Here is a 13496-nt window from a genome sequence, read left to right on the forward strand (position 1 = left end):
GAAACTCAGCCGTTCTTGGTCGCAGTGTCGAACATCCGTTTCCACATCGCCATCCCCGCCTCGCCCATCGGCTGCCAGCCGCGCATCATCGATTCGAGCATCTCGGGCTTCATCTGGCCGTCCGGAATCGCGTCCATCATCATCGCGACATAGCGATCGTGAATCGGCGTCAGGTCGGGCAGACCCACCGCGCGACGCGCCTCTTCCGGGGTGCATTCGATCTCGATATTCATCTTCATGTACTGCGTCCCAGATGGCGCTTGAGCCGCCCATCCGCGCGCTGCATAGCTTGGCAATGTATGCGCGCGATGCAGCCTCGATCGCAACGCCAATCGGATTGGTCCGCGTGACCGGCTCTGAGGACCGGATCGACGCGATCGAGATCCTGGCGACGGGCGATGTCGTTTCGAGTGATGCGCCGGCGATCCGGGAGGCGATCGAGCAGCTCGAAGCCTATTTCGCTGGGCGACTGACGGCGTTCGACCTGCCCCTGTCCCCCTCGCCTACCAAACGTGGCACGGTCCTGCGTCAGGGGATCGTCGACATCGCGTATGGCGAAACCGCAAGTTACGGTGCGCTTGCGAGGGCGATCGGGTCCAGCCCGCGTGCGATCGGCCAGGCGTGTGCGCGCAATCCGTTTCCGATCGTCGTCCCCTGTCACCGTATCCTCGGAGCCGGCGGGGCGCTTGGTGCGTATTCCGCGGGCAACGGCCCCATCACCAAATCCAGGCTGCTCGACCACGAACGGCCGCAAGGAGGATTGTTATGACGAACACGACCAGTATCGCGACGCTCGCGGGCGATGGCGAATTCACGGCGTATCGCGCCACGCCGGCGGGCACGCCCAAAGCAGCGATCATCGTGATCCAGGAAATCTTTGGCGTGAACGCGGGTATCCGTCGCAAGTGCGATACGCTCGCCGAAGCCGGCTATCTGGCGATCGCGCCCGACCTGTTCTGGCGGCTGGAGCACGGCATCGAGCTCGATCCGGATATCAAGCCGGAGTTCGATCGCGCGCTCGGACTGATGGGACAGTTCGATCAGGACAAGGGCGTGGCAGATATCGAGGCCACGATCCGCGCCGCGCGTGCCGAGCTCGGCGATAGCAGCAAGGTTGGCGTGGTGGGCTACTGCCTCGGCGGGCGGCTGGCGTTCATGACGGCGGCGCGTACCGATGTGGATGCGAGCGTCGGTTATTACGGCGTCGGGATCGACGGCCTGCTCGGCGAGAAGCACGCGATCGCGCACCCGGTGCTGCTGCACGTGCCGGAGGAGGATCACTTCGTCGACAAGGACGCACAGGCAGCAATGCATGCCGGGCTCGACGATCACCCCAAGGTGACGATCTACGATTACCCCCGCGAGGATCACGGCTTCGCGACCGAGTTCGGCGAGCGCCGGTCTGACGCGTCAGCGAAGCTGGCAGATGAACGAACGGCAAAGTTCTTCGCGGAGAACCTTAGCTAACCCCCGCCATCGTCACCCCGGACTTGTTCCGGGGTCCACGGTTCCGCGCACTCACGACTACCGAACGTGCGGAACGGTGGATGCCGGAACAAGGCTCTCCTGAGCGTGTCGAAGGGCCCGGCATGACGAGGGCATGCGCGGAGACATGAAAAAGGCCTCGCCGGACGATACCGGCGAGGCCTTTTCTATACCGCAGCGACGCGATCAGCGGATCAGCGCAGCAGCGTGATGATCCCGAGCGTGTCACCGGTGCCGACCCAGCCTTCGTAGATCATCTTGATCGCAACCACGAGGATCACTGCGAGGCCGATATACGCGATCCAGCGATAGCGGTTGATGATACGCGCGATGTAGTTCGCGGCGAGACCCATCATCGCGACCGACAGCAGCAGGCCGATGACGAGGATGCCGGGATGCTCGCGTGCCGCACCGGCGACCGCCAGAACGTTGTCGAGGCTCATCGACACGTCGGCGACGGCAACCGCCCACGCGGCGCTTGCAAACCCCTTCGACGAGCGGAGACCCGAGCGTTCGTCGCCTTCGATCTCCTCGGAGCCTGCGTTGTGCGCGCCCTCGCGGATTTCACGCCAGAATTTCCAGCACACCCACAGCAGCAGCAGGCCACCCGCAAAGATCAGCCCGACGATGCCCATCAGCCACGTGACGATCAGCGCGAAGAAGATACGCAGCACGAGCGCCGCGCCGATCCCGATCAGGATGACCTTCTTGCGCTGTTCGGCGGGAAGCCCGGCGGCGAGTGCGCCGACGACGATCGCATTGTCGCCCGCCAGGACGAGATCGATCATCAGGACCGACCCGAACGCGGCCAGCGCCTTCGGATCGCCGAGGTTCGAGAAGTCGGCGACGACGTGATGCCAGATGTCCAGCGGCGAGCCGGGTCCGGCGACTCCCGATGCGGCGGCGGCCAGCATGGCTATGATACTCAAGATGTCAGCTCCCGGTGACGTGGGTCACCAGCGGCGAGCGGTGGTGACGGTTTACGTAGGGTTTAATAGCAAAGCGGCACGCGAAAGCCATGCTCTCGCGTGCCGCTTTTGCTTCGGTCTTCTTGGCGAACATGGGCCCCCTCTATTAAGTTGGGCCCATGTCGTCGGTCGGAGGCTCGCGCCCCCGCCGGCCGAACCGGTGCGAGTCCTGCTGCAGCTTGCAGCAGGCCGCACTCGGTTATTGATTCATGGAATCGAAGAAATTCTCGTTGGTCTTCGAATCCTTCATCTTGTCGAGCAGGAACTCCATCGCGTCGATCGTGCCCATCTGCATCAGGATGCGGCGCAGGACCCACATCTTGCTGAGCTTGGCCTTGTCGACCAGCAGCTCTTCCTTGCGGGTGCCCGACTTGCCGACGTCGAGCGCCGGGAAGATGCGCTTGTCCGCGACCTTGCGATCGAGCACGATTTCCGAGTTGCCGGTGCCCTTGAACTCCTCGAAGATCACCTCGTCCATGCGGCTGCCCGTATCAATCAGCGCGGTGGCGATGATCGAGAGCGAACCGCCCTCCTCGATGTTGCGCGCAGCACCGAAGAAGCGCTTCGGGCGCTGCAGCGCGTTTGCGTCGACACCACCGGTCAGGACCTTGCCCGACGACGGCACGACGGTGTTGTAGGCACGGCCGAGACGCGTGATCGAGTCGAGCAGGATCACCACGTCCTTCTTGTGCTCGACCAGGCGCTTGGCCTTTTCGATCACCATTTCAGCGACCTGCACGTGGCGCTGTGCGGGTTCGTCGAAGGTCGAGCTGACCACCTCGCCCTTCACGCTGCGCTGCATGTCGGTGACTTCCTCGGGGCGCTCGTCGATCAGCAGGACGATCAGGAACACCTCAGGGTGGTTGTCAGTGATCGCCTTGGCCATGTTCTGCAACATGACGGTCTTGCCGACGCGCGGCGGTGCGACGATCAGCGTGCGCTGGCCCTTGCCCTGCGGCGATACGATGTCGATCACGCGCGCCGACTTGTCCTTGACGGTCGGGTCGGCGGGATCGAGCGTCAGCTTGCTCTCGGGGTAGAGCGGCGTGAGGTTGTCGAAATTAACGCGGTGGCGGACGACGTCGGGATCGTCGAAATTGACCGCGGTCAGCTTCACCAGCGAGAAATAGCGCTCGCCATCCTTCGGCCCGCGGATCTCACCCTCGACCGTGTCGCCGGTGCGCAGGCCAAACTTCCGAACCTGGTTTGGCGAGATATAGATGTCGTCGGGACCGGCGAGGTAGTTCGACTCCGGGCTGCGCAGGAAGCCGAAGCCATCGGGCAGCACTTCGATCGTGCCGAGCCCCATGATCTGGTCGCCATTGTCCGCCTGGACCTTCAGGATCGCGAACAGCAGGTCCTGCTTGCGCAGCGTCGAGGCGCTCTCGACCCCCAGTTCCTCGGCCAGCTGGACCAGCTCGGCGGGTTTCTTCTTCTTCAGGTCTTTGAGATGCATGGGGATTTCCGGATAGCAATCAACGGGAGAACGCTCGGTCGGCGGTGCGCTTGGGAAGCGGAACTGGGCGAGACGAGTCTGGCAGGTCACGACCGGGCAGGACGCCAGGAGGCCGTGTTGGGACAAGGGGTTAGAATTGGGGGGGCGATTAGTCAAGCGGGGACGGGAGCACCGCTCTTACCGTTCCCCTGCGAACGCAGGGGCCCAGGATCACGAATGCCATCGCTTGTAACCCTGGGCTCCTGCGTTCGCAGGAGAACACGCGGTCAGAACGGCTTCACGATCACCAGCACGACGATCAGCGTCACCGCCAGCGCAGGGATCTCGTTCAACATCCGCAACTGCTTGCCCGTAAGCGTGGGCTTCCCCGCGGCGAGCTTCTTCGCATAGCCGACCGTCCAGCCGTGATACCCGGTCAGCAGAAACACGATCAGCAACTTCAGGTGCAGCCACCCCAGCCCGGGCGCACCGTCCGCCAGCCCCAGGTTCAGCGCCAGCGCGATCCCCAACACCCAGACGACGATCATCGCCGGCGTCAGGATGATCGAACGGATCTTGGCCTCGCGCTCGACCCAGTTCGCCGCCTCGCCCGCATTGCCGGCCGCCAGCGCCTCCTGATGATACACCAGATAGCGCGGGAGCATGAACAGCCCCGCCATCCAGAAGATCACGAAGATCAGATGCGCGGCCTTGACCCAGTCATAGGCCGCCCCGAGAAATCCACTCATGTCGTGCTCCTAACGCGGGCGATCAGCTGCTCGACATGCGCGATCGGCGTGTCAGGCAGGATGCCGTGTCCAAGATTGAAGACGTGCGGGCGATCCGTGAACGCCGCCAGGATACGGTCGACCGCCACATCCAGATCAGCGCCGCCCGCGATCAGCGCCAGCGGATCGAGATTGCCCTGCACCGGCATATCCGCTGGCAGCGACGCATCGGCCCATACCGGATCGACCGTCTCGTCCAGCCCGATCGCATCGACGCCCGTCTCGCGCGCATAAGCCGGAAGCTTGCCCCCCGCCCCTTTCGGAAAGCCGATGATCGGCACGCCGGGGCAGCGCGAATGCAGGCGCTCGACGATCGATGCGGTCGGCGCGATTACCCAGCGTTCGAACTGCGCGGGCGACAGCGAGCCCGACCAGCTGTCGAACAGCTGCACCGCGTCGACGCCAGCCTCGATCTGTCGCGCGAGATATTCGACGGTGTTGTCGGCAATCGCATCGATGATCCTGCCGAACGCCTCCGGGTCGCCGTACGCGAAGCGCCGCGTCTCGGACTGGTCCTTGCTCCCCTTCCCCGCCACCATATAGGTCGCGACCGTCCAGGGAGACCCGGCAAAGCCCAGGAACGTCGTCTCGGGTGGTAGTGCCGCGGCGACCTTCGCAACGGTGCCGTAGACCGGCTCCAGCCGATCCGGGACCGGCTGCAACCGATCGAGCGCATGGTCGACCAGCGCCGGCTCGAGCCGAGGCCCCTCGCCGACCCCGAAGCTCAGGTCCTGCCCGAGCGCCCACGGGATCATCAGGATGTCGGAAAACAGGATCGAGCCGTCGAACCCGAACCGGCGGATTGGTTGCAGCGTCACCTCGGCGGCTGCGTCGGGATCGGTGGCCAGCGCGAGGAAGCCACCCTTCTCGGCCCGCAGTTCGCGATACTCGGGAAGGTACCGCCCGGCCTGCCGCATGAGCCACAACGGCGGCACGGCCTGACGTTCGCCACGCAGCGTCGCCAATAGTGGCTTAGAGGGCAGTTTCTTGGAGGTCGGATCGGTCAGCGGAGCACCCTTCTTCTACTATAAGAAGATTCTAGAAATAGGTTGTTGCAGTGGTTGGGCGGTTGAACCCGGGACTTATGCGGTGATCCCGGAAATGCCAACAGCTTGACCCCTCGGCACCCGCACAAACGCGCTGATTCGATTCAAGGCTCCCCGTTACCCACAGCCTGTGGATAAATTCCGCTCCTGTGTGCGGGGATGTGGATAGAATGGGCGTTATCCACGGCGTACCCGTCGCTTGGCGAGGGGCACGAGTTACGCTAGCCCTTCTCCCCATGTTATCCACAGATCTACGCGCATCGGCCCGCCCGATGGGGATAAGTCCCCGATGATACGGCTCCACCTGCACCTCCTGTCGGACTCGACCGGCGAGACGCTGGAGAACATCGCGAAGGCGGCGCTGGCGCAATATGACGACGTCGAAACCGTCCGCCATTTCTGGCCGATGGTCCGTACCGAAGCGCATCTCGAACGCATCCTCCAGGAGGTCGCGCAGAACCCCGGGCTGGTGATCTTCACGCTGGTGAACCCGGCGACGCGGCGGATTCTCGAGCAGCGCTGCATCGCGCTGGGCCTGCCCGCGGTGGCGCCGCTCGACCCGGTCAACGATGCCCTGTCGGGGTTGCTGGGGCAGCAGGCGAAGGCACGACCAGGGCGTCAGCATGTCCTGGATGCCGCCTATTTCGCGCGCGTCGATGCGATCCAGTGGACGATCGCGCATGACGACGGGATCGCGTGGGAGGAATGGGAAGAGGCCGACATCGTCCTCGCGGGGGTATCGCGCTCATCGAAGACGCCGACCTCGATCTATCTCGCCAACCGCGGGTACAAGACCGCGAACATACCGATCGTCGTCGAAAGCCCACCGCCGAGGATCCTGTACGGGCTCAAGAACCCGTTGATCGTCGGGCTGACGACCAGCGCCGACCGACTGATTCAGGTGCGTCGCAACCGCTTGCTGTCGCTCAACCAGCAGCCCGACACGTCGTATGTCGAGGAGGAAGCGGTGATGCGCGAACTGGCGTTTGCGCGTCGGATGTTCGCGGACAATGGCTGGCCGGTGATCGACGTGACCCGTCGCTCGATCGAGGAGACCGCCGCGGCGATCATCGCGCTGTGCAACCAGCGGCGGAGCGAAGACGTCCCGGTGGTGGAGGCGTGAGCCTGGTCCTGGCCTCGCAAAGCGCGTCACGTCGCGCGATGCTGGCCGCCGCGGGTGTACCGTTCGAGGCGACTTTTGCGGGCGTCGACGAGGATGCGGCGAAGGCGGCGTTGCGTGACCTCTCCCCCCGCGATCTCGCGGATGCGCTGGCCGAGCTGAAGGCGCTGAAGGTATCGGCCAGGATGCCGGGGTATCTCGTCCTCGGCAGCGACTCGCTGGTGGCGCTGGAGGACGGCACGATCCTCGACAAGCCGATCGACCGCGCCGACGCGGCCGCGCATCTGCGATTGATGTCAGGCCAGCGCCACGACCTGTGGAGCGCCGCGGTCATCGCCGAGAACGGCCACGCGATATGGCGCCATGTCGAGCGCGCCAAGATGCATGTCCGCCCGCTGTCCGACGCGTTCGTCGAAACGTATCTGGATGCGGAATGGCCGGCGATCTCGGGCTGCGTTGGCTGCTACCGGATCGAAGGACCCGGCGCGCAACTGTTCGCCAAGATCGAGGGGAGTCAATTCACGGTACTTGGCATGCCGCTGCTCAACGTGCTCGACTTTCTTCGCGTACGTGGCGAACTCCCGACGTAACCCCTCCCCCGTCATGCCGGGCCCTTCGACAAGCTCGGGAGAGCCTTGTTCCGGCATCCACGGTTCCACAAAATCGAGAGGCGTGAGTTCGCGGCACGGTGGACTCCGGAACAAGTCCGGGGTGACGGAATGGGTTGCAACCCGACCCAGCCCCCAACCGTCGCGCCAGCGGAAGCTGCGGGTATCTCACGGGGCGGGTGACGTCCGACAAACGGGGAGATCCCAGATTTCGCAGGGATGACGGGTGGGAGGTAACTGCGGTGCGTGGCAATTCCGAAGCGCTAGACTAAACTCTGTTCACCCGCGAAGGCCGGTGCCCAGACTGGATCCCCGCCTTCGCGGGGAAACATGGAGCTTTAAATGACCCTAGCCGCCCGTCCCTATGCAGAAGTGATCGGCGATCCGATCGCGCAGTCGAAATCGCCGCTGATCCACGGCTTCTGGCTCGACGCGCTCGGGATCGACGCGGAGTATCGCCACAAACACGTCACCGCGGACGCCCTCCCCGCCTATTTCACTGAGCGGAAAGCCGACCCGGCGTGGCGCGGGTGCAACATCACGATGCCGCACAAGCTCGCCGCGCTCGATCATGTCTCCGATCCGGGCGACGTCCGCGGGACGATCGGCGCGATCAACACCGTGTTCCGTAACCAGGCGGGCGACTGTATCGGCACCAACACCGATGCCGCCGGATTCTGGGCGCCGATCGACGACCTCGACATCGCCGGCCAGCCCGTCACGGTGATCGGCGCAGGCGGTGCGGCGCGCGCGATCCTGTTCGCGCTGTCGCGGATGGGTGTCGGCCCGGTGACGATCCTCAACCGCAATCCGCTGAAGGGCGCGGCGTTGCTGTCGACCTTCGGGCTCAAGGGCCAGGCGCTGCCGATCGGTCCTGCCGCCCCGCCCTCGCGACTACTTGTGAATGCGAGCGTGCTGGGCATGACGGGTCAGCCACCCCTCGACATCGATCTAGGCGCGCTCGATCCGAACTCCCTAGTCTACGACATCGTTTACTCCCCGCTCGAAACCGGTCTGCTGAAAGCCGCGCGCGCGCGCGACCTGGAAACCGTCGACGGTCTGGAGATGCTGATCGGCCAGGCCGCCGTCGCGTTCGAGATATTGTTCCACGTGGAACCACCGCGCGACCGTGACGATGATCTTCGGGCGTTGCTGGTCAAATGATCATAGGGCTCACCGGCTCGATCGGCATGGGCAAATCCGCCGTCGCCGCGATGTTTACCGATGAGGGCGTGCCTGTGTTCGATGCGGATGCCAGCGTGCACCTGTTGCAGGGCGTCGGCGGACGACTGGTCCCTGCAATCGAAGCCGCCTTTCCCGGTACGACGGTCGAGGGCGCAGTCGACCGGGCCAGGCTCGGCGCTGCGGTGTTTGGCGACGATGCGGCGATGAAGCGGCTCGAGGCGATCGTCCACCCGGCGGTCGGTGAAGAGCGCGCTGCTTTTCTTGCCGCCCATGCCGGCAAGCGAGTCGTGTTCGACGTGCCGCTCCTGTTCGAAACGGGCGGCGACCGCAACGTCGACGTGATCGTCGTCGTCTCCGCCGCCCCCGATGTGCAACGCATCCGCGTCCTCGCCCGCCCCGGCATGACCGCGGAGAAGTTTGCCGCGATCCTCGCCCGCCAGACGCTCGATTCCGAGAAACGCGCGCGCGCCGATCACGTCATCCACACCGACACGAGCTTCGATGAAACCCGCGCGCAAGTCCGGGCGGTGCTTGCGTCATTGGGAATCTGAGCCGATACCATATCGATGCGTGAGATTGTCTTCGATACCGAAACCACCGGCCTCAGTTTTTCAGGCGGCGACCGCATGGTCGAAATCGGCTGCGTCGAGATGGTCAACCGGGTCGAGACCGGGCGCACCTTCCACGCCTATTATCATCCCGAGCGCGACATGCCGGTCGAGGCGTTCAACGTCCACGGGCTCAGCCAGGCGTTTCTTGCCGACAAGCCGAAATTCGCCGATGCGGTCGAGGATCTGCTGGAGTTCGTCGGCGACGCGCCGATGATCGCGCACAATGCCGGCTTCGACTTCTCGTTCCTCAACGGTGAGCTGACCAAGTGCGGGCGCCAGATCATCCATATGAAGCGGATGGTCGACACGCTGCAGATCGCGCGCAGCCGCCATCCCGGTGCCAAGCATTCGCTCGACGCACTGTGTTCGCGCTTCGGGATCGATCGCAGCCACCGCGTCCTGCACGGCGCGCTGCTCGATGCGCAGCTGTTGGCGCAGGTCTATGTCGAGCTGATGGGCGGTCGCCAGATCGGCCTCGGCCTGCTCGGCGACACCGGCAGCAACGCTTTGACTCCGATCGTCGTACAAGCGCCTCGGGTGGTTCGCCCACCCCGCATTTTCGCAGTGAGCGAGGGAGACCTTGCGGCGCATGCGGCGTTTATGAAGGGGATCAAGGATCCGATTTGGGGGGCCGTGGCGTCCGGATGACGCTGGCAGGGTGGAGCCAACAGGACCGCCCGAGACTGTAACGCCGACAAGGAGACGATAATGGATATCCGGATTTCTGGTCATCAGGTTGACACTGGCGAAGCACTCAACAGCCACGTGGAAGACCGACTCCAGGGTATCGCCGACAAGTATTTCTCGCGCGCCATCTCGGCCGAGGTCACGTTTGGCAAGGGACCGCACGATGCCGGCTTCAAGTGCGACATCGTTTCGCACGTCATGAAGGGCTTGGTGCTCAAGGGCCATTCCGACGCGTACGACGCACGCGCCGCCTTTGACGGTGCCGCCGCGAAGATCGAGACGCAGCTCCGCCGCTACATGCGCCGCCTGAAGGATCGCCATGCCGGCGAAGCCGTGGCGATGGCCGAGAGCAACGGGTATGATAGTTTGGGGACAAACGCCGGCTACACGCTGTTCCAGGAGAGCGTCGAGGAAGACGATGTTGCGGACGCACCGCTGATCATCGCCGAAACCCGCGTCGATATTCCCGAAGCGAGCGTATCCGATGCCGTGATGATGCTCGATCTGCGCAACACCGCCGCCCTGCTGTTCATGAATGCGGGTACCGGCGCGCACAACATGGTCTATCGCCGCGGCGACGGCACTATCGGTTGGGTCGAGCCACAGCGCGCCGCTTCGTCTGGCCCCGCCTCCTCTCCCCAGTAAGAAAGGTCCATAAAGGCGCGCGTGTGACGGGCGCGCCTTTACGCCCCGGTGCAACCCGCTAAGGCGGACGCGCGCGGGGGCGTTTGAGACATTGAAGACCATGACCGATTTCAGCGATTTGCTGCGTCCCGACGCAGTGCAGACGGGCGTGATCGCCACCAACAAGAAGGCGGTGTTCCAACATATCGCGATGATCGCAGCCGAGATCGTCGACGCGGACGCCAAGACGATCGCCGAGCGACTGGGTGCGAGAGAGAAACTCGGCTCGACCGGGTTCGGCGGCGGCGTCGCGATCCCGCATACCAAGCTGGAGGGTATCACACAGGTTACCGGTGTGTTCGTGCGACTGGCGCAAGCGGTAGACTTCCAGGCGGTCGACGATCTGCCGGTCGACCTGGTCTTCATGCTGCTGTCGCCGACCGATGCCGGGGCCGTGCATCTCAAAGCACTCGCGCGCGTGTCGCGTCGGCTGCGTGACAAGGCGTTCCTGGAGAAACTGCGGGGCGCAGGCTCGCCGGATGCGCTCTATGCGCTGTTCACGGCCGACGAGGTGCGGGATGCCGCGTGATTTGTACCCCGCCCCCGTCATCCTGACGAAAGTCAGGATCCAGAGACACGGAGGGCTGTCCTTCGGTACCCTGGGTCCTGACTTTCGTCAGGATGACGGTAGTTGGCTGCTCGCGAGCAAAACAGATGTCTGACAACGCGAGCACAGGCAACACAGCAGGCGCCGACGCACATTTCCGCGCTTTGGAGTCTCTCTACGCCCAGGCACCGATCAACCGGTTCTTCGAATCCTCGCTGGAGATCCCCGAGGCGGGTGTCGCGCGGATCCATTTCACGATCGACGAGCGGCATTATCACGCCGGCGGCGCGGCGCATGGCACGAGCTATTTCAAGATGCTGGACGATGCCGCCTTTTATGCGTCGAACAGCCTCGTCACCGATCGCTTCCTGCTGACGACCGCGTTCAACCTGCTGCTCACCCGCCCGCTGAAAGTCGGGCCGGTGATCGCCGAAGGACGCTGGATCAGCGGCAAGCGACGGGTGTTCGTCGCGGATGCGCGATTGATCGATGCAGAGGGCGAAGAGGCGGCGCGCGGAACGGGCACGTTCATGCGCTCGCGGATCGCGCTTGCCGGTCTTCCCGGATATCGCGCGCCGGCATGAGCGGTCGGCTGCCCAGCGGCGTATTGGTCAGCGCCCTGCTTCGCCGCGTCAATGACGCCGGCGGCTTTGGTGCGGTGATGGCCAAGGGCGACGCTCAGGGCGGCGCGATTCTGGTCATCGCGATCGACAAGGGGGCGCCTCCCCGCCTGCTGGAGCGTGGCATCGGGCCCGACGGAAGGACCGCATTGATCGACTCGACCCCCGCCGAAGACCTTGACGGCTATTGGCGACGACGCCGCGCAAGCGACGCGGATCTATGGGTAATCGAGGTGGACATCGCAGCGGCGGAACGGTTCGCCGCTGAAACGATCCTCGACGATTGACTCTAAAGCCCCCCCAATAGAGGGGAATTGCAACATTGATTGGCGTTGTGCTGGGACGGGTGCGATCCGGATCAGTTACGCAGTCGGGGGGATGCCTGGATGGTCGGCTTGTACGATCGACTCCACGGTCCAACCGCATCTGAATAAGTTTGAATGACGATACTTCAGCGGGCCGCGACGATCGCGGCCATGACATTCTCTCTCGCCGGCCTGCTGGGCAACAGCGCTCCGGGTCATGCTACGGGCATCGATAAGCCGGCGGTCAATCTTACCGCTCTCGCAAATCTAAACGCCCTCTCGCCGCAAAATGTTCCGCAGACCGCTCCAGCCGCAACGCCCGTTGCTCCTGTCGAGCAGACTGCCGTCGAGCCCGCTGCGACCACCGAAGCCGAAGAATTCGATACGCTTGCCCAGGCCGTTGCCGCGCAGGATAGCGCCGCCGCCGACGACTCGCTCCAGTGCCTTGCCGGTGCGATCTATTTCGAGTCCAAGGGTGAGCCGCTGACCGGCCAGCTCGCGGTCGCCGAAGTCATCATCAATCGCGCCAAGTCGGGTCGTTTCCCGGCCGACGTCTGCGCCGTCGTCAAGCAGCGCGGCCAGTTCAGCTTCGTGCGCGGCGGTCGGATCCCCACCATCTCCGGCGGTGCCGCCTATCGCACCGCCATCGCCGTCGCCAAGGTCGCACTTGCCAGCGCATGGAACAGCCCTGCCGAGAAGGCGCTGTATTTCAACACCCCCGATCGCCGCCCTTCGGTTCGCGCGGTCAAGGTCGCCGCGATCGGCAACCACGTCTTCTATCGCTGAGACGATATCCCCCTCCGTTCGTGCTGAGCGAACGGTTGGCGACCGGACGAGACTAACGACCACAATCCGTGAATGAGCTTGCCTCGTTCGCGGATTGTTCTATTTCCGGCGCATGCTCGACATGCCGCCGGACTCCTGCATCGACGAACCCGGATCGCCCTTATGCGCCGCCGACGTGGCGCGTGGCGTGATCCGGATGTTGTTGCGTCACGATCTTACCGCGATGACCGAAGTGCCGCTGGACGGCGGGCGTCGTGCCGATCTGATGGCGGTGGACGCGCGCGGCCAGATCGTCATCGTCGAGATCAAGGTATCGCGCGCCGACCTGCTCGGTGACGGCAAATGGCCGGATTATCTCGGGCATTGCGATCGGTATTTCTGGGCGGTGCCGGCAGGGTTCGATGTCGGGCCGCTGGCCGGACCTGCATTCCTGCCCGAGCGAACCGGGATCATCATCGCCGATCGCTACGATGCGGCGATCGTACGCGAGGCCCACACCATCCCCCTGCCCGCGCATGTCCGCAAACGCGGCACGCTGGCGTTCGCACGGCGGGCGGCGCGGCGGTTGATCGCGCAGATGGACCCGGATGCGGACGGATTGGCGTTCTGATAGCTTGGCGG

General features: G+C 64.4%; 19 protein-coding genes. 13 read left to right on the plus strand and 6 right to left on the minus strand.

Annotation, left to right across the window (positions count from 1 at the left end; genetic code table 11):
* Window positions 1–5: 5 nt before the first annotated feature.
* A complete protein-coding gene (locus U1707_RS10700; RefSeq protein WP_332800065.1) occupies window positions 6–239 on the minus strand; it encodes a DUF6489 family protein in 234 nt (77 codons plus the stop codon).
* A gap of 56 nt (window positions 240–295) precedes the next feature.
* Here U1707_RS10700 and U1707_RS10705 point away from each other — a divergent pair, with 56 nt between their 5' ends.
* Together U1707_RS10705 and U1707_RS10710 are read left to right on the plus strand one after the other, a co-directional pair.
* Complete coding sequence (locus U1707_RS10705; RefSeq protein WP_332800066.1) at window positions 296–769, plus strand: methylated-DNA--[protein]-cysteine S-methyltransferase; 474 nt, start codon at window positions 296–298, stop codon at window positions 767–769.
* Window positions 766–1467 carry a dienelactone hydrolase family protein gene (locus U1707_RS10710; protein WP_332800067.1) on the plus strand — a complete coding sequence of 234 codons (702 nt, stop codon included), beginning with the start codon at window positions 766–768 and terminating at the stop codon, window positions 1465–1467. The genes U1707_RS10705 and U1707_RS10710 overlap by 4 nt, the downstream gene beginning before the upstream one ends.
* Window positions 1468–1679: 212 nt before the next feature.
* On the opposite strand, the gene U1707_RS10715 is transcribed toward U1707_RS10710, so the two are convergent.
* The 5 genes from U1707_RS10715 to hemE form a co-directional block, all read right to left on the minus strand.
* Complete coding sequence (locus tag U1707_RS10715; protein WP_332800481.1) at window positions 1680–2399, minus strand: TerC family protein; 720 nt, start codon at window positions 2397–2399, stop codon at window positions 1680–1682.
* 19 nt (window positions 2400–2418) lie between these two features.
* On the minus strand, window positions 2419–2547 hold the full coding sequence (locus U1707_RS10720) for a hypothetical protein (protein ID WP_332800068.1): 129 nt from the start codon (window positions 2545–2547) through the stop codon (window positions 2419–2421).
* A 105-nt stretch (window positions 2548–2652) separates the two neighbouring features.
* A complete protein-coding gene (gene rho, locus U1707_RS10725) occupies window positions 2653–3909 on the minus strand; it encodes a transcription termination factor Rho (RefSeq protein ID WP_031395107.1) in 1257 nt (418 codons plus the stop codon).
* 266 nt (window positions 3910–4175) lie between these two features.
* The gene (locus U1707_RS10730) at window positions 4176–4637 is read right to left on the minus strand and encodes a HemJ family protein (protein ID WP_332800069.1); all 462 of its coding nucleotides are present in this window, start codon (window positions 4635–4637) and stop codon (window positions 4176–4178) included.
* Window positions 4634–5659, minus strand: a complete 1026-nt coding sequence (gene hemE, locus U1707_RS10735) for a uroporphyrinogen decarboxylase (RefSeq protein ID WP_332800482.1) — start codon at window positions 5657–5659, stop codon at window positions 4634–4636. The genes U1707_RS10730 and hemE overlap by 4 nt, the downstream gene beginning before the upstream one ends.
* Window positions 5660–6011: 352 nt before the next feature.
* Between hemE and U1707_RS10740 the strand changes: the two genes are divergently transcribed.
* The 11 genes from U1707_RS10740 to U1707_RS10790 all read left to right on the plus strand — a co-directional run bounded on the left by U1707_RS10740 (window position 6012) and on the right by U1707_RS10790 (window position 13485).
* Entirely contained in the window at window positions 6012–6845 is an 834-nt protein-coding gene (locus tag U1707_RS10740) for a pyruvate, water dikinase regulatory protein (protein ID WP_332800070.1), read from the plus strand.
* A complete protein-coding gene (locus U1707_RS10745; RefSeq protein WP_332800071.1) occupies window positions 6842–7432 on the plus strand; it encodes a Maf family protein in 591 nt (196 codons plus the stop codon). Before U1707_RS10740 ends, U1707_RS10745 begins: the two co-directional genes overlap by 4 nt.
* 360 nt (window positions 7433–7792) lie before the next feature.
* Window positions 7793–8614 (plus strand): shikimate dehydrogenase family protein, encoded by an 822-nt coding sequence (locus U1707_RS10750; protein WP_332800072.1) that lies wholly within the window; start codon window positions 7793–7795, stop codon window positions 8612–8614.
* Window positions 8611–9186 (plus strand): dephospho-CoA kinase, encoded by a 576-nt coding sequence (gene coaE, locus U1707_RS10755; RefSeq protein WP_332800073.1) that lies wholly within the window; start codon window positions 8611–8613, stop codon window positions 9184–9186. Before U1707_RS10750 ends, coaE begins: the two co-directional genes overlap by 4 nt.
* Before the next feature lie 15 nt (window positions 9187–9201).
* A complete protein-coding gene (gene dnaQ, locus U1707_RS10760; RefSeq protein WP_332800074.1) occupies window positions 9202–9894 on the plus strand; it encodes a DNA polymerase III subunit epsilon in 693 nt (230 codons plus the stop codon).
* 60 nt (window positions 9895–9954) lie between these two features.
* Complete coding sequence (gene hpf, locus U1707_RS10765) at window positions 9955–10578, plus strand: ribosome hibernation-promoting factor, HPF/YfiA family (RefSeq protein ID WP_332800075.1); 624 nt, start codon at window positions 9955–9957, stop codon at window positions 10576–10578.
* Window positions 10579–10678: 100 nt separating this feature from the next.
* Window positions 10679–11146 (plus strand): PTS sugar transporter subunit IIA, encoded by a 468-nt coding sequence (locus U1707_RS10770; protein WP_332800076.1) that lies wholly within the window; start codon window positions 10679–10681, stop codon window positions 11144–11146.
* 125 nt (window positions 11147–11271) lie between these two features.
* Window positions 11272–11748, plus strand: coding sequence for a PaaI family thioesterase (locus tag U1707_RS10775; RefSeq protein ID WP_332800077.1), 477 nt, complete (start codon window positions 11272–11274; stop codon window positions 11746–11748).
* On the plus strand, window positions 11745–12071 hold the full coding sequence (locus U1707_RS10780; protein ID WP_332800078.1) for a DUF1491 family protein: 327 nt from the start codon (window positions 11745–11747) through the stop codon (window positions 12069–12071). The genes U1707_RS10775 and U1707_RS10780 overlap by 4 nt, the downstream gene beginning before the upstream one ends.
* A gap of 189 nt (window positions 12072–12260) precedes the next feature.
* The gene (locus U1707_RS10785; protein ID WP_332800079.1) at window positions 12261–12875 is read left to right on the plus strand and encodes a cell wall hydrolase; all 615 of its coding nucleotides are present in this window, start codon (window positions 12261–12263) and stop codon (window positions 12873–12875) included.
* 112 nt (window positions 12876–12987) lie between these two features.
* Window positions 12988–13485 carry an MmcB family DNA repair protein gene (locus U1707_RS10790; protein ID WP_332800080.1) on the plus strand — a complete coding sequence of 166 codons (498 nt, stop codon included), beginning with the start codon at window positions 12988–12990 and terminating at the stop codon, window positions 13483–13485.
* Window positions 13486–13496 lie beyond the last annotated feature (11 nt).

This window comes from Sphingomonas sandaracina (assembly GCF_036663695.1).
Lineage (GTDB): Bacteria > Pseudomonadota > Alphaproteobacteria > Sphingomonadales > Sphingomonadaceae > Sphingomonas.